Source organism: Leifsonia sp. McL0607 (assembly GCF_049993355.1).
Taxonomy (GTDB): domain Bacteria; phylum Actinomycetota; class Actinomycetes; order Actinomycetales; family Microbacteriaceae; genus Leifsonia.
In genome coordinates this window covers 3,622,621-3,643,362 of record NZ_CP188253.1, presented here as the reverse complement: position 1 = coordinate 3,643,362, position 20,742 = coordinate 3,622,621, and the positions used below count along the sequence as shown (strand labels likewise).

Annotated in this window: 17 protein-coding genes; 8 read left to right on the top strand and 9 right to left on the bottom strand. The window is 69.5% G+C overall.

The features are described 5' to 3' along the window. Positions 1-39: 39 nt before the first annotated feature. Positions 40-1,224: a low temperature requirement protein A gene (locus tag ACPPVW_RS17475; RefSeq protein WP_426624329.1), complete on the top strand. Its 1,185-nt coding sequence runs from the start codon at positions 40-42 to the stop codon at positions 1,222-1,224. A gap of 102 nt (positions 1,225-1,326) precedes the next feature. Here the strand turns inward: ACPPVW_RS17475 and ACPPVW_RS17470 are convergent, their stop codons facing one another. The 3 genes from ACPPVW_RS17470 to lipB form a co-directional block, all read right to left on the bottom strand. After that, positions 1,327-2,025, bottom strand: coding sequence for a DUF4191 domain-containing protein (locus tag ACPPVW_RS17470; protein WP_426624328.1), 699 nt, complete (start codon positions 2,023-2,025; stop codon positions 1,327-1,329). A gap of 85 nt (positions 2,026-2,110) precedes the next feature. After that, a complete protein-coding gene (gene lipA, locus ACPPVW_RS17465) occupies positions 2,111-3,100 on the bottom strand; it encodes a lipoyl synthase (protein ID WP_426624327.1) in 990 nt (329 codons plus the stop codon). Then, positions 3,097-3,810, bottom strand: a complete 714-nt coding sequence (lipB, locus tag ACPPVW_RS17460; protein ID WP_426624326.1) for a lipoyl(octanoyl) transferase LipB — start codon at positions 3,808-3,810, stop codon at positions 3,097-3,099. The genes lipA and lipB overlap by 4 nt, the downstream gene beginning before the upstream one ends. Before the next feature lie 181 nt (positions 3,811-3,991). Between lipB and ACPPVW_RS17455 the strand changes: the two genes are divergently transcribed. Beyond that, entirely contained in the window at positions 3,992-5,680 is a 1,689-nt protein-coding gene (locus ACPPVW_RS17455) for a hypothetical protein (protein ID WP_426624325.1), read from the top strand. Between the two features lie 39 nt (positions 5,681-5,719). Here the strand turns inward: ACPPVW_RS17455 and sucB are convergent, their stop codons facing one another. From sucB to ACPPVW_RS17440, 3 genes are all read right to left on the bottom strand, one after another. Continuing rightward, positions 5,720-7,279: a 2-oxoglutarate dehydrogenase, E2 component, dihydrolipoamide succinyltransferase gene (gene sucB, locus ACPPVW_RS17450; protein WP_426624324.1), complete on the bottom strand. Its 1,560-nt coding sequence runs from the start codon at positions 7,277-7,279 to the stop codon at positions 5,720-5,722. Positions 7,280-7,344: 65 nt separating this feature from the next. Next, positions 7,345-8,718 carry a dihydrolipoyl dehydrogenase gene (lpdA, locus tag ACPPVW_RS17445; RefSeq protein WP_426624323.1) on the bottom strand — a complete coding sequence of 458 codons (1,374 nt, stop codon included), beginning with the start codon at positions 8,716-8,718 and terminating at the stop codon, positions 7,345-7,347. Positions 8,719-8,825: 107 nt separating this feature from the next. Continuing rightward, the gene (locus ACPPVW_RS17440; protein ID WP_426624322.1) at positions 8,826-10,307 is read right to left on the bottom strand and encodes a leucyl aminopeptidase; all 1,482 of its coding nucleotides are present in this window, start codon (positions 10,305-10,307) and stop codon (positions 8,826-8,828) included. Positions 10,308-10,425: 118 nt separating this feature from the next. Here ACPPVW_RS17440 and ACPPVW_RS17435 point away from each other — a divergent pair, with 118 nt between their 5' ends. The 5 genes from ACPPVW_RS17435 to ACPPVW_RS17415 all read left to right on the top strand — a co-directional run bounded on the left by ACPPVW_RS17435 (position 10,426) and on the right by ACPPVW_RS17415 (position 16,260). Beyond that, positions 10,426-11,355: a proteasome assembly chaperone family protein gene (locus ACPPVW_RS17435; RefSeq protein ID WP_426624321.1), complete on the top strand. Its 930-nt coding sequence runs from the start codon at positions 10,426-10,428 to the stop codon at positions 11,353-11,355. A 73-nt stretch (positions 11,356-11,428) separates the two neighbouring features. Continuing rightward, entirely contained in the window at positions 11,429-12,769 is a 1,341-nt protein-coding gene (locus tag ACPPVW_RS17430; protein ID WP_426624320.1) for an MFS transporter, read from the top strand. A gap of 161 nt (positions 12,770-12,930) precedes the next feature. Beyond that, positions 12,931-14,271 (top strand): RNA polymerase sigma factor, encoded by a 1,341-nt coding sequence (locus tag ACPPVW_RS17425; RefSeq protein WP_426624319.1) that lies wholly within the window; start codon positions 12,931-12,933, stop codon positions 14,269-14,271. A 1-nt stretch (position 14,272) separates the two neighbouring features. Continuing rightward, positions 14,273-15,547 carry a MurT ligase domain-containing protein gene (locus tag ACPPVW_RS17420; protein ID WP_426624318.1) on the top strand — a complete coding sequence of 425 codons (1,275 nt, stop codon included), beginning with the start codon at positions 14,273-14,275 and terminating at the stop codon, positions 15,545-15,547. Next, a complete protein-coding gene (locus ACPPVW_RS17415; protein WP_426624317.1) occupies positions 15,544-16,260 on the top strand; it encodes a type 1 glutamine amidotransferase in 717 nt (238 codons plus the stop codon). Before ACPPVW_RS17420 ends, ACPPVW_RS17415 begins: the two co-directional genes overlap by 4 nt. A gap of 20 nt (positions 16,261-16,280) precedes the next feature. On the opposite strand, the gene ACPPVW_RS17410 is transcribed toward ACPPVW_RS17415, so the two are convergent. Genes ACPPVW_RS17410 through ACPPVW_RS17400 form a run of 3 tightly spaced genes read right to left on the bottom strand, consistent with a single transcriptional unit; the run spans position 16,281 to position 18,387 of the window. Further along, the gene (locus ACPPVW_RS17410; protein WP_426624316.1) at positions 16,281-17,357 is read right to left on the bottom strand and encodes an alanine racemase; all 1,077 of its coding nucleotides are present in this window, start codon (positions 17,355-17,357) and stop codon (positions 16,281-16,283) included. 28 nt (positions 17,358-17,385) lie between these two features. Continuing rightward, a complete protein-coding gene (locus ACPPVW_RS17405; protein WP_426624315.1) occupies positions 17,386-18,102 on the bottom strand; it encodes an alanine racemase in 717 nt (238 codons plus the stop codon). A gap of 48 nt (positions 18,103-18,150) precedes the next feature. After that, positions 18,151-18,387, bottom strand: coding sequence for a DUF7455 domain-containing protein (locus tag ACPPVW_RS17400; protein ID WP_055915732.1), 237 nt, complete (start codon positions 18,385-18,387; stop codon positions 18,151-18,153). 213 nt (positions 18,388-18,600) lie between these two features. Here ACPPVW_RS17400 and ACPPVW_RS17395 point away from each other — a divergent pair, with 213 nt between their 5' ends. Next, positions 18,601-20,685 carry a DNA gyrase/topoisomerase IV subunit B gene (locus ACPPVW_RS17395; RefSeq protein ID WP_426624314.1) on the top strand — a complete coding sequence of 695 codons (2,085 nt, stop codon included), beginning with the start codon at positions 18,601-18,603 and terminating at the stop codon, positions 20,683-20,685. Positions 20,686-20,742 lie beyond the last annotated feature (57 nt).

Sequence of the window (20,742 nt, the reverse complement as noted above, 5' to 3'; positions counted from 1 at the left end):
CCTTCCGCTTCCGGCCGTGGTCGCGGCTACACTCCTGCCATGCGCGCCTTCGGCTTCGCCCGCGATGTGCTGAGGTCGGACGCCGACGGCGCCCATCGGGTGACCTACACCGAGCTGTTCTTCGACCTCGTGTTCGTGTTCGCGGTCACCCAGGTCTCCCACGTCCTGCTTCACGAGCAGTCCGCTCTGACGCTCCTCCACACCGTCATGCTCGCGATGGTGGTCTGGTGGGTGTGGATGTTCACCACCTGGGCGTCGAGCTGGCTGGACCCGGAGCGGGGCGCGGTCCGCGCGCTCTTCGTGGTGCTGATGCTGCTCGGCCTCCTAATGGCCTCGGCGATCCCCGAGGCCTTCGGCGACCGCGCTGTGCTCTTCGCGGTCTGTCTCGTGCTCATGCAGCTCAGCAGGAGTGTCTTCACACTGATCGCGTTCAATCGGGCGCATCCCGAGCACGCGCTCAACTTCGTCCGCATCATCGTGTGGCACGGCGCCGCCGGTGCGCTGTGGCTCACCGGCGCGTTCCTGCCCGACCAGGCGCGGCTTGCGATCTGGCTGATCGCTCTCGCCGTCGACTACATCGGGCCGAGGCTGAGGTTCTGGACGCCGGGGCTGGGAGGCTCGCAGCTCTCGAGTTGGAACATCTCCGGCGCTCATATGTCCGAGCGCGTGAGCCTCTTCCTGATCATCGCGCTCGGCGAGTCGATCGTGGTCACCGGAGCGGCGTTCTCCGCCGCCCCGTTCGACGCCGTCCACCTCGGCGCGTTTCTCGCGGCGTTCGCCGGCACGGTGCTGCTCTGGCTGCTCTACTTCTCGCACGCGCAGCAGGGCGCCAGCCAGTACATCGAGAGCGCGTCGGAGCGGGGGATGATCGCGCAGACCGCGTACACGTACGTCCCGCTGCTTCTCGTTCTCGGGATCGTGCTCTCCGCAGTCGTCGACGGGCTCGTCCTCCAGCATCCTGTCGGTACGCCGACACCCTGGACGACCGGGCTGTTGTGCGGCTCGGCGATGGTCTATCTCGCAGGGCTTCTGCTGTTCCGCCGGGCGACCGGGATGCGGTGGTCGCTTACGCTCGTCGTCGGCGCGCTCGCGCTCGGTGTGCTGTGGCCGCTCGGCGGCCTCCTGCCCACCGCCGTGGTCGTCTGGACGGCGAACGTCGTGCTGGCCGTCGTGGTAGCCGCCGAGCATCTCCTGTACCGCCGCCGAAGCCGCGCCGCCACCTAACCGCGATCACGAGCAAGACGGACACGAACGAGGGGCACGTCGTCGTCGCTTCTCGCGTGGAAAAGCGCGACGACGTGCCCCTCGGCACGTGCCGGGTCGACCTCAGCGCGCGCGCTGAGCGCGGACCTTCATCGGGTCGACGCCCTTGGGAATCGGCATCGGGTTCTCGAGCGACTGCAGACGGTTGCTGATGGCCAGGACCTCCGCCTTGGTGAGCGTCGGCTTGATCTTGGCGAGGGTCCGCGGGATCTTGTGGAGCGGAACGGAGTCGGCGTCGGGGCCGACGGAGATCGTGGTGACGGGGACGTTGGGCAGCACGCGGGTGACCTTGCGGCGCTCCTCGTCGACCATGCGCTGCGTGCGGGTCTTGGGGCCCTCGCTGATGAGCACGACACCGCCGCGGCCGGTGGCACGATAGACAGCGTCCTGGGTCTTGCCGTTGACCGCGATCGGCATCTCGGAGCCGCGCCAGCTGCGCTTGAGCGAGCTGCGCAGCACCGCGCCGACCGCGCCGGGCTGGCCCTCGATCTGCGAGTACGCGGCGCGTTCTGCGCGTCGGCCCAGGATGATGAGCCCGACGAGCACGCCGGCGAGAACGCCCGCGACGATCCAGAGCACCATCGTAAAGACGTTGCCGCCGGACAGGAACACCGCCATCGCGATGCCGGCGAGGATCGGCAGCGCGATTCCGCCCACGATGTAGAGCAGCGCACGGTCGTCGTAGCGGCGGGTCATCTGGAAGACCTGCCACATCTGCTTCAGCCGACCGGGCTCCTTGGTGGACTTGTCCTTGCGTGCCATAGAGACAAGGATACCGGCTCGCCCGCCTCCTGGACGACCCGTTCACGGCCGGCGAAGCGCTGACCGTAGGCTCCTCCTCAGGCGGTCAGGAGACCGCCTGAGCGAACCCGGCGGAGGCGTCCGCGAGGTGCTGCAACTCGGCGGGCACCGGGCGTCCCTTGGCCTGCATCGACTGCGCCCAGAGTCTGCCGGCGCGGTACGACGAGCGCACGAGCGGACCCGACAGCACGCCGAGGAAGCCGATCTCCTCGGCCTCCTGCTTGAGCTCGACGAACTCGTCCGGGTGCACCCATCGCGCCACCGGCAGGTGACGGGGGCTCGGCCGAAGGTACTGGGTGATCGTGATGATGTCGGTGCCGGCGTCGTGGAGGTCGTGAAGCGCCTGGCTGATCTCTGCGCGTTCCTCGCCCATCCCCAGGATGAGGTTCGACTTGGTGATGAGGCCGGCGGTGCGACCCTGAGTGATCACGTCGAGTGAGCGCTCGTACCGGAAGGCCGGACGGATGCGCTTGAAGATGCGCGGGACGGTCTCCACGTTGTGCGCGAACACCTCCGGCTGGGCGGAGAACACCTCGCCGAGGTACTCCGGGTTGCCTGAGAAGTCGGGAACCAGGATCTCCACACCCGTACCGGGGCTCTGCCGGTGGATCTCGCGGATCGTCTCGGCGTACAGCCACGACCCCTCGTCCTCCAGGTCGTCGCGCGCCACTCCGGTCACCGTCGAATAGCGCAACCCCATTCGCGCCACCGACTCGGCGACCCGTCGCGGTTCGTCACGGTCGAACTCGGCAGGCTTGCCGGTGTCGATCTGGCAGAAGTCGCAGCGCCGGGTGCACTGGGAGCCGCCGATGAGGAACGTCGCTTCGCGGTCCTCCCAGCACTCGTAGATGTTCGGGCAGCCGGCCTCCTGACAGACGGTGTGCAGTTCCTCGGACTTCACGAGGTTCTGCAGCTGGCGGTACTCCGGACCCATCTTGGCCTTGGTCTTGATCCACGCGGGCTTGCGCTCGATCGGTGTCTGGGCGTTGCGCACCTCGAGACGGAGCAGCTTGCGGCCCTCGACCGGCGCGCTCACGCTGCGACCTCCTGCGCGGTGCCTTCGGTGCGAGTGGCGACTGCGACCGGGCTGGAGGTGGAATCGGCCAGCCCGCGGTCGAGGGCGTCGCGCACCAGCGGGGCGACCTCCGCCGGGGTGACCGTGCGCCCCAGCACGCGGGAGATCGTCGTGACACCGGCATCGCGGATCCCGCACGCGACGATCGTGTCGTAGGCGTCGAGGCTGTTGGAGCAGTTGAGCGCGAAGCCGTGCATGGTCACTCCTTCGGCGACGCGGATGCCGATCGCGGCGATCTTCTCATCGCGGACCGCGCCGTTCGCCGTGGTCGTGTCGCCGCGCAGCCACACGCCGGATCGTCCGTCGACGCGCTCGCCCGGAACGCCGAGCCCGCGGAGCACGCCGATGAGCACGTCCTCCAGCCAGCGGACGTAGCCCACGACGTCGATCGGCTCGGCGAGCCGCAGGATCGGGTAGCCGACCAGCTGTCCTGGTCCGTGCCAGGTGATCTTACCCCCGCGGTCGACGTCGATCACCGGGGTGCCGTCGGTCGGTCGCTCATCGGGGGAGGTGCGCTTGCCGGCGGTGAAGACGGACTCGTGCTCCAGGAGCAGGATCGTGTCGGGCGCTGCGCCGGCGGAGACCTCGGCGTGAACGGCGCGCTGGTGCCGCAGCGCCTCGTCGTACGGAATGTGGCGGGAGCCGAGCCCGAAGACATCGAAGACAGTCATGTCTGCATCCTATGTGGACTGAGTACAGAAACTCGAACTGTGCCGTTGATCCAGTGCCCATCCGTCCTCAGCCGTCCCTCGTCCGTCCCTCGTCCGTCCCTCACAGACGGACGCGGTGATGGATTCTCCACCGATCTTCGGATCGAACGACGCGAAGCGGCCCGGCGCGGTGAGATGGGGTATGAGCATCTTCGCGCGACGTCCGATCGACCTGGCGCGGCAGGCGGCGGCCGTGGCGTCCGAAGCGGGGTGGGTGATCGAGCGATGGGTTGATGAAGAGGAGGTGGGGAAGCTCGGGGAGGATGGGCGCAGGTTGGATGGGCGCAGGTTGGATGTGCGCGGAGTGGATGTACACGGAGTGGATGGGCGCGGGGCGGATGTGCACGGCGTTGGTGTGCACGGGTGGACGTGCAGCGGGTCGATTGCGTGGTCCGGGGCGAGTGTCTCGATCGTCGTGAGCGGGGGAGCGCTGCGCGGCCCGGCTCGGTTGACGCTCGCGGTGCGTGGGGATGGCGACGCATCCAGTGCCGAGGGCTCCTCGGGTGTCGCGTCGGAGCATGTTCCGCGCACGCTGCCACCACCGCAACTCCGCGCGACACGCGCGGCACGCAGTCGCGCGCTCGTGGTGCGCCTCGTCGAGCATCCGGCGCGAGGCACGCTCGACGGGCTGCTCGCACGGGGCGCGGGGCTGGCGGCGGGGGAGGCCGTGACCGTGCTGGCGGCCGTCGCTCGTGGTCTCGCTGACTTCCATACGTGCGGCCGGGCCGGAGCGCTGCTCGCTCCCAGCGACATCGGGTTCCGCGACGACGGCTGTCCTATCCTCACCGGGATCGATCTGCTTCGTCCGCTGGACCACGCCGCAGCGCAGCGGGACGTGGACGCCTACGCCGCCCTCGCCGCGACGGTGTGTACGGCGGTGAGCGGCGAGCGGGGAGCGGCCCTCCTCGCTGCGGCGACGGAAAGCGGTCATCGGAGCTGGGACGATGTCATCCGCGCGGTGCTTCACACAGCGGATCCGATCGCGATCGCGTGGGGGCCAGAGGCGGAATCGCGGGCGCCGGCGCGTGCGCCCGGCGCGGAGGATGCGGCTCCGCGGGGGTGGGAGTCGGCGGCGTACTGCGGGGCATCGCCGACTCGACCGGCAGGAGCGCACCGTGATGGTAGGAGCCCGGGGTGGGCAGTGTCTGATGGCGGTTCGCGGGGTCTGGTGCAGGGACCCACCGATGGCTCGTGGGATCTCGAGGCGACGTTGCGTCGCGAGGTCGTGCGAGGTGCGGTGTCGTCGGTTCCGAGCGACGGCTCATGGGAATTGGAGGCGACGGTGCGTCGCGACTCCGTGCGGAGTTCGGCTCTGTCGGCGCGGGACGGCGATCGACGAGCCCCGATTCCGGTGGCCACGGGGAGCGGCCGACCTGAAGTCGAACGGTCATCGCCTTCGCAGGTGGCCTCGTCCGAGGTGGCGCGCTGGGAGGTGGTGCGTTCGCAGGTGGAGGCTGCGGAGGTGGCGCGGTCGCAAGTGGAGGCTGCGGAGGTGGCGCGGTCGGAGGGAATTCGGCCTCGGCGGTCCTCCCAACACGCGCCGGAGCGCGGGGGCGGTCCTAGCGAGAGGAGCGGCCGAGTACTGACGGCCATGGAGCGGTTGCTGGACGAGGTCGGCGACCGGCCGGTGGGTCGGGCCGTCGGCTCGCTACGCTCCTGGGCGGCCGCGCGGCCGCTGCTGGTGACGATCGCCGTCGTCCCGTTGGTGGGCGTGCTGCTCGCTCTGCTGCTGTTTCCGGTCGACGAAGTGCAAGGTGACGTCGTCGGGAGAAGCAGTTCGGCCCTGCTCCGCGAAAGCGGAACAGGGCCGAACCGGTGTAGCTCAGGCTGATGGCTCAGAGCTGATACGACGACTGAGGTCGTGGGTTGGTCAGATGCCGAGGCTGCCCTCGAACGCACCACCCTCGAGGCGGTTCTTCACCGCGACGAGGAAGCGGGCGGCGTCCGCGCCGTCGACGATGCGGTGATCGTAGGACAGGGCCAGGTACACGGTCGAACGGATCGCGATCGAGTCCGTGCCGTCGGCCGAGATGACGACCGGTTTCTTCGAGACGATGCCGGTGCCCAGGATGGCGACCTGAGGGAGGAAGACGACCGGGGTGTCGAACAGGGCGCCGCGCGAACCGGTGTTGGTCAGCGTGAAGGTGCCGCCGGCCAACTCGTCCGGCTTGAGGCGGTTGTCGCGCGTCCGCTCGGCCAGGTCGGCGATCTCGCCTGCGAGCCCCGCGATGTCGAGGTCGGACGCATTGCGGATGACCGGGGTCAGCAGCCCGCGCTCCGTGTCGACGGCGATCGAGATGTTCTCGTGTTCCGGGTACACGATGGTGTCGCCGTCGACCGTCGCGTTGATGACCGGGTAGGCCTTCAGCGCCTCGGCGGCGGCGAGAGCGAAGAACGGCAGGAAGGAGAGCTTCGTGCCCGTCTTGGCGAGGAAGTCGCCCTTGACCTTGTCGCGGAGGGCGGCGACCTTGGTCACGTCCACCTCGACGACGGTCGTCAGCTGTGCCGTCGACTGCATCGAGACGACGGCGCGCTCGGCTACGACCTTGCGCAGGCGCGTCATCTGCTGCGTGGTTCCGCGCAGCGGCGAGACCTCGACGACCGGAGCCGCCGCGGCCGGAGCAGCAGCCGCAGGAGCGGCAGCGGACAGGATGTCCTCCTTGCGGATGCGTCCACCGACACCGGTGCCGGTGACGGTCGACAGATCGACGCCCTGCTCGTTCGCGAGCTTGCGGACGATCGGGGTGACATAGCCCGCGTTGCCGACGTGCGCGCCGGACGAGGCAGCCTGAGCCGGAGCGGCGGCGGGGACCGGGGCGGCAGCCGGAGCCGGGGCGGCGGCGGGGGCGGGGGCGGCGGCCGGAGCCGGAGCGGCGGCGGGGGCCGGGGCCGGGGCGGCAGCGGGAGCCGGGGCGGGAGCGGCCGGAGCCGGGGCCGGAGCGGCCGGAGCCGGCGCGGCGGCGGGAGCCGGAGCCGGAGTGGGTTCTGCGGTCGCAGCTGGCGCAGCAGCCGGAGCCTCCTGGGCCGGAGCCGGAGCCTCCTGGGCCGGAGCCGGAGCCTCCTGGGCCGGAGCAGCAGCCAGAGCCTCCTGGGCCGGAGCTGCAGGAGCAGGCGCCGGGGCTTCCGGAGCAGCCTCCTGAGCCGGCGCAGCAGCCTCAGGCGCAGCAGCCTCGGGCGCCGTGCCGGCACCGGAGCCGTCGCCGATCGTCACGAGCGCGGTGCCCACCTCGACTGTCTCGTCCTCCTGCACCAGGATCGCCTCGATGACGCCCGCGACGGGCGAGGGGATCTCGGTGTCGACCTTGTCGGTCGAGACCTCGAGCAAGGGCTCGTCGACCTCGACACGGTCGCCAACGTTCTTCAGCCAGCGTGTGACCGTGCCTTCCGTGACACTCTCGCCGAGTGCCGGGAGGCTGACGGATTCGCTCATGAGCTTCTCTCCTTCAAAACCTGATCGTTCAGTAGCTTATTGCAGCCGCTTGCGCGGCAGACGTCTTAGAGGGTGTGCAGCGGCTTGCCCGCAAGGTGCAGGAAGGCCTCGCCCAGGGACTCGTTCTGAGTCGGGTGCGCGTGGATGAACGGGGCGATGTCCTCGGGGTACGCCTCCCAGTTCACGGCCAGCTGCGCCTCGCCGATGAGCTCGCCGACACGGGCCCCGATCATGTGCACGCCGACGACGGGGCCGTCGTTCACGCGCACGACCTTGACCGAGCCGCTGGTGCCGATGATCTCGCTCTTGCCGTTGCCGGCCAGGCTGTAGTCGTAGCTCGTGACCGAGTCGGCGCCGTACTGCTCGACCGCCTTGGCCTCGGTGAGACCGATCGAGGCGACCTCCGGGTCGCAGTAGGTGACCTTGGGGATGTTGACGTCGGGAACGACGATCGGGTTGAGGCCGGCGATCTCCTCGGCGACGAAGATGCCCTGCTGGAAGCCGCGGTGCGCAAGCTGCAGGCCGGGGACGATGTCGCCGACGGCGTAGACGCCGGGGATGTTGGTCTGGAGGCGCTCGTCGGTGATGACGAAGCCGCGGTCGAGCGTGATGCCGACCTCGTCGTAGCCGAGGCCCTGCGTGAGCGGGCCGCGGCCGACGGCGACGAGCAGCAGCTCGGCCTCGACGGTGCTGCCGTCTTCGAGCGAGACGACGACGCCGTTCTCGTTCTGAGCGACACCGGAGAAACGGACGCCGAGACGGTAGTCAATGCCACGGCGGCGGAACGCGCGCTCGAGCGACTTGCTGATCGTCTCGTCCTCGTTGGGGACCAGGTGCGGCAGGGCCTCGATGATCGTGACCTCGGCGCCGAACGACTTCCAGACGCTGGCGAACTCGACGCCGATGACCCCGCCGCCGAGCACGGCGACCTTCTTGGGTACGAAGTCGAGCTCGAGAGCCTGCTCGCTCGTGATCACGCGGCCGCCGATCTCGAGGCCGGGAAGGCTGCGCGAGTAGGAGCCGGTGGCGAGGATGACGTTCTTGCCGACGATGGTGTCGTCGCCGACCTGCACGGTGGTCGGGGACGTGAGGCGGCCCTCGCCCTCGATGACGGTGATGCCGCGGGCCTTCACCAGGCCCTGGAGGCCCTTGTACTTCTTGGCGACGATGCCCTGGCGGTACTCGGTGACGCCGTTGATGTCGACGCCCTGCAGCTGGGTGATGATGCCGTACTTGGCCGACTCGCGCGAGTAGTCCGCGACCTCGGCCGCGTGCAGCAGCGCCTTGGTGGGGATGCAGCCGCGGTGCAGGCAGGTGCCGCCGACCTTGTCCTTCTCGATCATGCCGACGGTGAAACCGAGTTCGGCCGCACGCAGCGCTGCTGCGTAGCCTCCACTCCCACCGCCGAGCACCACAACGTCAAAGTTCTGCTCAGACAACCCAGCTACTCCCTCGCGTGCATCAGGATTCGTGACACGATCCTGCCCCGAGGGGTGGCTCGAGGCAGGAGTTGCATAGGCAGGATTTTCCCGCCCATACGACCCTACTACCTCTGGGAAAACTCCTCGGCCAAACGGATGAGCGCGCGTACGCTCACGGCGGACGGCCCCTTGCCGGTGAACCCATACGGCGCGGACGGACCCTTGGCCGGCCCGGCGATGTCGAGATGCGCCCACGGGATGCGCGGCGCGTCCTCCTCGTCGCCGGTGCGGCCGATGAACTCCTGGAGGAAGACGCCGGCCAGCAGCATCCCGCCCGCGGTGACGCCCGGGTTCGCGTTGGCGATGTCCGCGACGTCGGAGTTGATGGTCGCCCGCAGCTCGCTCGCGAGCGGCATGGGCCAGACCAGCTCGCCGGAGGCCTTGGCCGCGGCGACGACGTCGCCGACCAGGTCGTCGGAGCCCATCACGGCCGCGTAGCGGGTGCCGAGCGCGACCATCGCGGCGCCGGTGAGCGTCGCGACGTCGACGATCGCATCGGGGTGCTCCTCGCTGGCGGCGACAAGAGCGTCCGCGAGCACGAGCCGGCCCTCCGCGTCGGTGTTGAGCACCTCGACGGTGCGGCCGCCACGGATGCGCAGCACGTCGTTGGGGCGGATGGCCGAGCCGGACGGCATGTTCTCGGCGAGGCAGAGCCACGCGGTGACGCGCACGGGCAGCGCCAGGCGCGCGGCGGCGAGGGCGACGGCCAGCACGGTGGCGGCGCCGGTCATGTCGTACTTCATCCCGACCATGCCGGAAGCCGGCTTGAGCGACAGACCGCCCGAGTCGAACGTGATGCCCTTGCCGACGAGGGCGAGGTGCTGGGTCGCGTCCGCCGGAGCGTAGTCCACCTTCACCAGCCGCGGCAGACGGGTCGAGCCCTGACCGACGCCGAGGATGCCGCCGAACCCCTCGGCGGCGAGGCGACGCTCGTCCCAGACCTCGATCGTGACGGGGAGGCTCTCTGCCGCCTCCTCGGCCCTCGCGGTGAACGACGCGGGGTAGAGGTCGATCGGGGGAGTGTTCACCAGGTCCTTCACAAGCGACGCGGCGCCTGACACCGCGAGCGCGCGAGCGACGAGCACGTCGCCGGCGTCGGACGATCCGATCACCTCGATCGTCGCGACAGGCGGCTTGACCCCCGCCCGGCTCGCAGACCGGTACTCGGTGAAGGCGTATGCGCCGAGGGCCGCTCCTTCGAGCACCGCGCCCAGCTGCGCGTCGTCGGCGGCGGGGAGGTCGACGGCGACGTAGCCGACGCCCGCGAGCTGCCGGATCGCCGTTCCCGCCGCGTATCGGAGGGCGTCCTCGTCGACCGGTTCGGGGAGGCCGACCACCGCGAGCCCGGGGCCTCCCGCGGCGCCGGGGAGGCGTACCAGCTCATCTTTGCCCCCGCTGAAGCCGACCGCGGCCAGCTCGTCGGCCAGTCCGTCGCGGGCGTTCGAAGTCAGCACGGCGACCCCGTCTGAACCGGTGCGCGCGGCCAGCACCAGGACTGCGGCGTCGGTCGAGGCAGTGGACGAAAGACGGAGTGCGGGAGCGGCCATGTCTCGACATTAGCCGCTGCCGCCCCTCTCCTCGCGGTTGCCGCCTGTTCGCTGTGGGCGTGCTGCGAGCGGCACCGGCCGCAGGGTGCGCGCCGAGAGCTCGGCCTAGAGTTGAAGTATGCGAGACCCCGGCGAACTGTACGAGCTGAACCCGGCACTGGAGGTGCAGGGGGGCCTTCCGCTGATCGCGGTGCTCACCGGGTTCGCCGACGCCGGTTCCGGAGTGAGCCAGCTGGGCACCTATATCCTGGGCACGCTCGACAGCGAGGTCGTCGCGACCTTCGACGCCGACATCCTCCTCGACTACCGTGCCCGTCGGCCGATCATCTACTTCGACCAGGATCACCTCGCCGACTACCAGCCGTCGACCCTCCGCCTGCACCTGGTGTACGACGAGCTGCGCCAGCCGTTCCTCTTCCTCTCCGGCTTCGAGCCCGACTTCCGTTGGGAGGCGTTCACCGAAGCGGTTCTCGGCCTCATCGAGCGCTTCAAGGTCAAGAGCGTGACGTGGGTTCACGCCATCCCCATGCCCGTGCCGCACACGCGACCGATCGGCGTGACCGTCAGCGGCAACCGCAAAGACCTGATCGAGGCCATGTCGATCTGGAAGCCGCAGACCCAGGTCCCCGGCAACGCCCTCCACCTCCTCGAGTACCGGCTCCAGCAGCTGTCGTATCCGATCGCGGGCTTCGTCCTACTGATTCCGCACTACCTGGCCGACACCGAGTACCCCGCGGCCGCGATCGCCGGCCTCGAGAGCATCAGCGCCGCGACCGGGCTCATCTTCCCGACCGATCGCCTGCGCGAGGAGGACCGCGAGTTCGTCGCGAACATCGACGAGCAGGTCGCCGGCAACGCCGAACTCGGCAAGCTGGTCGGCACGCTGGAGGAGCGGCACGACAGCTATATGGAGGACACCCAGCTGCGCTCGCCCCTGACCGATCGTGACGGCGAGTTGCCCAGCGCCGACGAGATCGCTGCCGAGCTGGAGAACTTCCTGGCCTTCCGCCGCCATGGCGACGACGAGAACCCCCGTGGCGACCGCTGACCCTCCCGGGTGACGCCGACCTGCGACGGGTGAAGCCCCGGAGGCCGGACCGACCCGGGCATAGGATCGTGGGGTGAATTCGCGACGGTCCTGGGTCATCTTCGGGATCGGAGTCTTCGCCTATCTGGTCGCCGTCATGCAGCGCACCAGCATCGGCGTCGCCGGCGTCGCGGCCACCGAACGATTCCACGTCTCGGCCGCCGTGCTCTCGTCGCTCGCCGTCGTCCAGCTGATCGTGTACGCGGCTATGCAGGTGCCCGTGGGAGTCCTCATCGACCGGGTGGGCTCCCGCGCGCTCATGATCGCCGGCACCGCCCTGATGGTGGTCGGGCAGGTCACCGTCGCCTTCGCACCGACGATCGCGCTGGCGATCGTCGGACGCATCCTGGTCGGTGCGGGCGACGCCACCGTGTTCACCTCGCTCATGCGGCTGGTGAACTCCTGGTTCCGAGGCCGCCTCGTCCCGCAGTTGTCGCAGTGGATCGGCAACATCGGTCAGCTCGGGCAGGTGCTGTCGGCTGTCCCGTTCGCCCTCCTGCTCCACCAGTCCGGCTGGACGACCGCGTTCCTCAGCGCGGCGTCGGTGACGGTGGTCGCGCTCGTCGGGATCGTCGCCGCGATCCGCGACCGCCCCGTCGGATCGAGCGAAGGTCCGCGTCCTGCCAGGTGGTCGGAGTCGATGCGCCAGCTGCGCGTCAGCCTCGCCCGACCGGGGACGCAGCTCGGCTTCTGGTCGCATTTCACGACCCAGTCCTCCGGCACCGTCTTCAGCCTGATGTGGGGACTGCCGTTCATGGTGTTCGCGCTGGGCATCGACCCGGCGGAGGCCAGCGGCCTCCTCATCGTGTCGGTCGTCGCCGGCCTGATCGCCGGGCCGATCCTCGGGCTGCTGACTGCACGCTTCCCGCTGCGGCGCAGCAACCTGGTGCTCGGGATCGTCGGGATGATGGGCGTGGTCTGGGCCCTGGTGCTGCTGTGGCCGGGACCGCCTCCGCTCTGGCTGCTGATCCTGCTGCTGGTCGCGATCGGGATCGGCGGGCCCGGTTCGCTGATCGGCTTCGACTTCGCCCGCACGTCGAACCCGCTGCACAGCCTCGGCTCTGCCAACGGGATCGTGAACGTGGGAGGATTCCTCGCCAGCTTCGTGATGATGTTCCTCATCGGCGTCGCCCTCGACGCGCAGAACACCGCCCATACGACGGCCGGTCTGTACGCGCTCGACTCGTTCCGCCGGGCGTTCGCCGTGCAGTACGCGATCATCGGGCTCGGCGTCGTCTTCCTGGTGCGGGCGCGGCGCCGCACCCGCCGCAGGCTGGCGGAGGACGAGGGAATAGAAGTAGGGCCACTGTGGGTTGCGCTTGTAGACGTTTGGCGGAGGCGAAGTGGTCGGGAGCCTGGCGAGAACGTGCAATAATTGATGTCTTGACCCGTTCATATCCTGGGGTCGGAGCGCTCGATGGCGCCCGATGCACACACTCCGGACTTGACATGGGTCTTAGTAATGTCCGCACGCGACCTCAGTCGGGCGCCCGGTCGGCGCACCACAGCCCTCCGCCCGGTATGAAAGGTGTTCACATGGCAACCCGTGCAGCTACCAAGGCCCGCGAAGCCGAGACCCGCGAGGCCGAGGCCGTCGAGGAGACCGCCGAGACCGAAGAGGTCGTCGCCGCGGAAGGGACCGCGACCAAGAAGTCGGCGGCCAAGAAGGCCGCGAAAGCGCCCGCCAAGAAGGCCGCCTCGAAGAAGGCCGCCAAGGGCGACGACGAAGAGCTCGACGAGGGCGCCGAGGTCGGGATCGACGAGGTCGACGCTTCCAATGGGGCCGAGAACACCGACGAGGTCGAAGGCGACGACGCCGAGGGCGAAGAGTCGGACGAGTCCGGCCCGAAGGGCGAGAACGCGGCCGTGCAGGCCGCCGCCGACGCTCCGCTGCCCACCGACGCACTCGTGCTCCGCGCGGTCGATGAGGACGACGATATCCCCGTCTACTCGACGACGATCACCGGCGCGACGGCCGACCCGGTCAAGGACTACCTGAAGCAGATCGGCAAGGTCCCGCTGCTCAACGCCGCGGAGGAGGTCGAGCTCGCGATGCGTATCGAGGCCGGCCTGTTCGCGGAGGACAAGCTCGCGAGCACCCCGAACATGCCCAAGGAGCTCGAGCGCGAGCTGCGCTGGGTCGCCCGCGACGGCCAGCGCGCCAAGAGCCACCTGCTCGGGGCCAACCTGCGCCTCGTGGTCAGCCTCGCCAAGCGCTACACCGGTCGCGGCATGCAGTTCCTCGACCTCATCCAGGAAGGCAACCTGGGCCTGATCCGTGCCGTCGAGAAGTTCGACTACACCAAAGGCTTCAAGTTCTCGACCTACGCGACCTGGTGGATCCGTCAGGCGATCACGCGCGCCATGGCAGATCAGGCCCGCACCATCCGCATCCCGGTGCACATGGTGGAGGTCATCAACAAGCTGGCCCGCGTCCAGCGGCAGATGCTGCAGGACCTGGGTCGCGAGCCCACCCCGGAAGAGCTCTCCAAGGAGCTCGACATGACCCCCGAGAAGGTCATCGAGGTGCAGAAGTACGGTCGCGAGCCCATCTCGCTGCACACGCCGCTCGGTGAGGACGGCGACAGCGAGTTCGGCGACCTGATCGAGGACACCGAGGCGGTCGTCCCGGCCGACGCGGTCGGCTTCACCATGCTGCAGAAGCAGCTGGAGAGCCTCCTCGACTCCCTGTCCGAGCGCGAGGCGGGCGTGATCCGCATGCGTTTCGGCCTGGGTGACGGAATGCCGAAGACGCTCGACCAGATCGGCGACACCTTCGGCGTGACGCGCGAGCGCATCCGTCAGATCGAGTCGAAGACGATGGCGAAGCTCCGCCACCCGTCCCGCTCGCAGTCGCTGCGCGACTACCTCGAATAAGGTGCGCTACCGACTGGCGGTCATCGCCGGCCGCCTCGCCCGCTGGCTTCTTCGCCTGCGGGGAGGCGGTTCCGCGGTGCCGGGACGTGTCGCGCTCGCGATCGCCCCGAAGTTCCTCGAACGTGCTGTCAGCCGCCTTCCGCTCGGCGTCGTGTTCGTGTCCGGCTCGAACGGCAAGTCGACCACGACGAACATGCTCACAGCGATCCTGCGCGAGCACGGTCTGAATGTCTTCACCAACCCCTCCGGAGGCAACCTCCCGCAGGGGATCGCCTCCGCGCTGCTCGCGGACGTGCCGCTCGACGGTTACGTGCGCGGCGATGTCGGCGTCATTGAGGTCGACGAGGCGTACGGCGTCGACCTGGCGACCGTCCTCACGCCCCGCGGGTCGCTGCTCCTGAATGTGCAGATCGACCAGCTCAACCGCTTTTTCGAGCCCACCCGCGTGATCGGGATGCTGCGCACCATCGCGGAGCGCTCCGGCGAGTTCGTCGTGGTGAACGCCGACGACGACAGCCTGGCGCGCGTCGGCGCGGAGCTCGCCGCCGAGGGGCGGGACGTCACCACGTTCGCCGTCGCGCCTGCGATCATCGAGTCGTCTCCGAACGGCCTCGCGAACATCACCGATTTCTCCGGTGCGGCGGCGGGAGCGCTTCCGGCGCCGACGGTCGTCGTCAGCAAATTGGAGACCCAGAGCGCGCAGCTGGCCATCGGCGGCGAGTCCGTCCGCATCGGTCTTCCCGCACGCGGCCTCCACTACGCGGTCGACGCGGCCGGAGCGACGGCGATGGCCCGTCGGGTGCTCGGCGACGACTTCCGCGCGGAGGCCGTGGTCGCAGCGATGAGTTCGCTCCGGACGGTCTACGGTCGCGGCGAGACCCTGCGGGTGGGTGATGAAGACATCGAGATCATCATGATGAAGAACCCGCCGAGCCTCCAGCTCAACCTCGACTACCTGGGCCACAGCCCCGAGCAGGTGTTCGTCGCCGTCGACGAGGGCACTCCCGACCCGTCGTGGGTGTACGACATCGATCTCTCCAAGTTGGAGCACGTCGACATCGTGTCGGGCACCAAAGCCTGGCAGTTCGCCACCCGGTTCGCCTACGCCGGCATTGAGGTCGATCAGGTGATGCCCGAGCTCAAGCCGGCTCTGCAGGCGTTCCTCGCCCTGCCGAAGCCGTCGCACGGGACCAAGACGATGATCGTGAACTACGAGCAGATGATGGCGATCCGCAAGCAGCTGGGCTTCCTCGACCTGGAAGGCGGCGCCGCGTGAGTGTCCTGCGCATCCTCCACCTCTACCCGCGCGAGCTCGGGATCAATGGCGACGCGGGCAACGTGCTCGCGCTCGCCGAGCGCGCCCGCTGGCGAGGCGTCGAGGCTGAGGTCGTGACGCACGCACCGGGCGGCGAGCTGCCCACCAGCGTGGACATCGTCCACATCGGCTCCGGGCCGCTCTCGTCGCAGCGCGCCGTCGTCGGCGATGTCGAGCGCATCGCGCCGGAGCTCCGGCGGTGGCGCGACGGGGGCGTTCCCATCCTCGCCATCGCCGGAGGCTGGCAGCTGCTCGGCACCGAGATCGAGACGCCGGACGGCGAGACGCTCGCGGGCGCCGGTGTCTTCCCCACGCGCGCCGTGCTCGGGTCGCGTCGTCATGTCGCCGAGGTGGTCGTACGGACGCGCGACGGTCTCACCCTGGCCGGGTTCGAGAACCACTCCGCGGCCACGACGCTGGAGGGCGGCGAGCCGCTCGGCGACATCGTGAGCGGCTTCGGCAACGGCGACCGCACGGAGGGCGTCGTCGTCGGCAGCGCGATCGGGACGCATCTGCACGGTCCCGTCCTGCCGATGAACCCGGCGCTCGCCGACCGGATGCTGCAGACCGCACTGCGCGGCGAGCTGCCGCCGGTCGCGCAGACCGAACGCGTCGATCGCTACGCGACCAACGCGCGCCGGGCCATCGCCGAGCGCTTGAACGTCTCGCTCTGACACGGGCGGCGCTCAGGTCGCTAGTTCACATAGACGCGCGGGACGCGTCCGCCGACGCCGGTGACCATCTCGTCGGCGATGGTCTCTGCCCAGTCGGCGTACTTCTCTGCGGTGACGTCGCCGGACCGGCCGGTGCCGAACAGCACGGCGGTGTCGCCGACGTTCACGCGACCGGGGCCGGCGTCGACCACCATCGAGTCGACCTCCACGTCGATCACCGGGCAGCGGTGGCCACCGAGCAGTACGGAGGTCCTGGCGATACCGAGGGTCGGGACGCCGTCGCCGTAGCCGATGGCGAGTCGCGCCCGCGTGGTGCCGCCGACGTGCACCTCGGTGACGGGAGCCTCCAGGCGCATCACGGGCTCCAGCCCGAGCTCGGCGCCCGTACTGTCGTCGAACGGCGAGAACCCATACGCGGCGATGCCGAACCGCACGAAGTCGAAGCGCGCCTCCGGCATGCGGATGCCCGCCGAGCTCGCCGCGAGGTGCAGCACCTCGAACCGGGCACCGCGTTCCTCCGCCTCGGCGACCGCGCTCCGGAACTCCTCGAGCGCCGCCGCGTCGTCGGCGATGGAGGCGTCGGCCAGGTGCGACCACGCGGCACGGACACGCACGATCCCGCGACGCTCGAGGTCGAGCGCGGTGTCGATCAGGTGCGGCCAGTCCTCGCGGGTGGCGCCGTTGCGGCTGAGCCCGGTGTCGACCTTGAGGTGCACCACCGCCGGTCGGTCGGCGCGGGCCTCCTCGATCGCCTCCAGCTGCCAGACTGCGGAGATGCCGAGCTCGATGTCGGCCTCGATCGCAGCGTGCCAGTCAGTGTCGTGGCCGTGCAGCCACGCCAGGAGCGGAACGGTGATCCCTGCACTGCGCAGCACGAGCCCGGACGGCACCTCCAGCACGGCGAGGGAGGTCGCTCCCGCTTCCAGCCCGGCCTCGGCGATCGGCAGCAGGCCGTGGCCGTAGGCGTCGGCCTTCACGGCGAGCATGGTCTCCGCCGGGGCGATCAGCCGGGTGAGATGCGCCACGTTGCGGCGGAGGGCCGCCAGGTCGATGACCGCGCGGGGGAGCGGTTCCGCGATCGCGTCCACGATGGTCATGCGTTCGCGCTCCTCTTGCTGTCGACGGTCACGGCGTGTAGACCCGTTCGATGCGCCGGCCCAGCCGGCTCGTGATGGCCGGAGCGGCGACGCCGAGCGCAGCCTCCCAGTCGTTCGCCGACGGCTCGCCGCGAGCCGGGTCGCCGAACAGCACGACCGGATCGCCGGGGGCGGCGTCGGCGTCGCCGATGTCGACCACGAACTGGTCCATCGCGATGCGGCCCGTGATGCGCCCCGTCGTCTCGCCGACGAGCACGGGCGCTTTGTTGGAGGCGACTCGCAGGATGCCGTCGGCGTAGCCGAGCGCGACCAGCACGAGCGTGCTCGGCCGCTCAGTGCGGTAGGTGTAGCCGTACGAGACGCCGCGATCGGCTCCTACGTGCTTGACGGCGATGATCTCGCCGGTCAGCCGGAGGGCCGCCGTCGTCGGGCGGGAGGGGTCGAGCCCGAGGAGCTCCGTGCTGAGGAGGTTCTCCGCGGCGCGCGCGTGTCGGCCGGCCGGGACTCCGACGTGGATGCCCTCATCGGCCAAGGCCGAGGCATCCTCCACCCGGGAGACGAGAAAACCGCCGACCCCCGCGTCGGTCAGCGCACGCGCCACGGGGACGAGCCCGTGGCCGTACGCGTCGGCGCGGAGATCCGCGGTGCAGTCGGGGAGGGTCGCGGTGGCCACTAGTGCTGCGTTCGAGCGGATGACGTCGAGGTCGACGAATGCGCGCCTGCGCACGCCGGTGGCTCCTGCCATCGCCCGATCAGCCCCGTTTCGAGGTTCGCCCGCGTACCCGCGGCAGACCTACGCGCGCTGTTCTTCGAAGAGACGCGCGGTCTCGTCGTGCCAGCTGTGCGCGATCTGCGAGAGCTTCTCCTGGTGCTTCTTACCGTGGTGGGCGCAGAAGAGGAGTTCGCCGTTGTTGACGACGACGCGGATGTACGCCTGAGCGCCACAGCTGTCGCAGCGGTCCGCGGCCGTCAGTTGCGGCCCCGACTCGAGCTCGTCAACCGCACCGTTCTCCGATGTGATCGTCGACATGTGATGCTCCTTTCCGTCGCAACCGGTGAACTCGTATCTCTATAGAACCACGTAAACCCGGCTGCAAGGCTCGTATTGGCTGCTATTTCGCTCAACGCGTAGCCTCCGGCCCCTCGGGTGTCGATCGTGGGTTCACCCGGCGCAACGCTTACTCTGGAGGATGCATGGTGCCCGGATCTGTAACGGGCGCGCACGGAAAACCAAGGAGCGCTCGTGGCGAGCTCGGACTATTCGGCGAGGCACCTCTCGGTGCTCGAAGGCCTGGAGGCGGTGCGCAAGCGCCCCGGCATGTACATCGGCTCCACCGACTCGCGCGGCCTCATGCACTGCCTGTGGGAGATCATCGACAACTCCGTCGACGAGGCGCTGGCCGGGCACGGCGCCGCCATCGAGGTCATTCTCCATCCGGACGACAGTGTCGAGGTCCGCGACACGGCACGCGGAATCCCGGTCGACCTCGAGCCCAAGACCGGGCTCAGCGGTGTGGAGGTCGTGTTCACGAAGCTGCACGCGGGCGGCAAGTTCGGCAGCGGCTCCTACGCGGCGTCCGGCGGCCTCCACGGCGTCGGCGCGTCGGTGGTCAACGCCCTGTCCGAGCGGCTCGACGTGGAGGTCGACCGCGACGGCAAGACGTGGGCGATGTCGTTCCACCGCGGTGAGCCCGGCGTGTTCGCCGACGGCTCCGCGGCGCCGAGCCCTGACGCCTCCTTCTCCCCGTTCGTGAGCGGCAGCGAGCTGCGGGTCGCCGGCAAGGTCGCCAAGGGCGTGACCGGCACGCGCATCCGCTACTGGGCCGACCGTCAGGTCTTCACCAAGGGCGCCGAGTTCTCGGTCGACGATCTGATCGGTCGCGCTCGTCAGACCGCATTCCTGGTGCCGGGCCTCGCCATCACGATCGACGACAAGCGCTCGCCCGAGGGCGAGCGGACCACCTTCAGCTACAACGGCGGCATCTCGGAGTTCGTCGACTTCCTCGCGCCCGACAGCCCGATCACCGAGACCTGGCGGCTCACCGGCGAAGGCCACTTCACGGAGACCGTGCCGGTGCTGTCCGAGAGCGGCGCGATGGTGCCGACCGAGCTCAAGCGGGAGTGCCAGGTCGACATCGCGCTGCGCTGGGGGACGGGCTACGACACGGTGATGCGATCGTTCGTCAACATCATCGCGACGCCCAAGGGCGGCAGCCACCAGACCGGCTTCGACCAGGGACTGCTGAAGTTCCTGCGCCAGCAGGTGGAGCAGAACGCGCGTCGCCTCAAGGCGGGCACGGACAAGCTCGAGAAGGACGACGTGATGGCGGGCCTCACCGCGGTGCTCACGGTGCGCCTCCCCGAGCCGCAGTTCGAGGGCCAGACCAAGGAGGTGCTCGGCACCCCGGCCGTGCGCACCATCGTCGCCAACGTGATCCAGAAGACGCTCGCGGAGCGCTTCTCGTCGTCGAAGCGCGACGACAAGACGCAGTCGGCGCTCGTGCTCGACAAGGTCGTCGCCGAGATGAAGTCGCGGATCTCCGCGCGGGCGCACAAGGAGACGCAGCGTCGCAAGAACGCGCTCGAGACCTCCTCTCTGCCCGCGAAGCTCGTGGACTGCCGGTCGAGCGATGTCGCCAACAGCGAGCTGTTCATCGTGGAGGGCGACTCGGCGCTCGGGACCGCGCGCCGAGCGCGCGACAGCGAGTACCAGGCGCTGCTGCCCATTCGCGGCAAGATTCTCAACGTCCAGAAGGCCTCGGTGTCCGACATGCTGTCGAACGCCGAGTGCGCGGCCATCATCCAGGTGATCGGTGCAGGCTCCGGGAGGTCGTTCGAGCTGGCCTCCGCCCGCTACGGCAAGGTCATCATCATGTCCGACGCGGATGTGGACGGGGCGCACATCCGCACCCTCCTGCTGACGCTGTTCTTCCGGTACATGCGCCCGATGATCGAGGAGGGACGGGTGTTCGCGGCCGTGCCTCCGCTGCATCGGGTGATCGTGGTGAACCCGGGGTCGAAGCCCAACGAGACCATCTACACGTACTCGGAGGCAGAGCTGCAGGCCGTGCTCGCGGACCTGAAGAAGCGCGGCAGGAAGTACCAGGAGCCGATCCAGCGCTACAAGGGCCTCGGCGAGATGGACGCGGACCAGCTGGCGACGACGACCATGGACCGCACGCATCGCACGCTGCGGCGCGTGCGCGTCTCGGACGCCGAGGCGGCGAACCGGGTGTTCGAGCTGCTGATGGGCAACGACGTCGCTCCGCGCAAGGAGTTCATCATCGCGGGAGCCGACGACCTGTCGCGGGCCCGCATCGACGCGTAGTCGGCAACTCCGGACGATCGCGGCGTGAGCCGCATGTCGGGGGCGGAACTCCGGAGA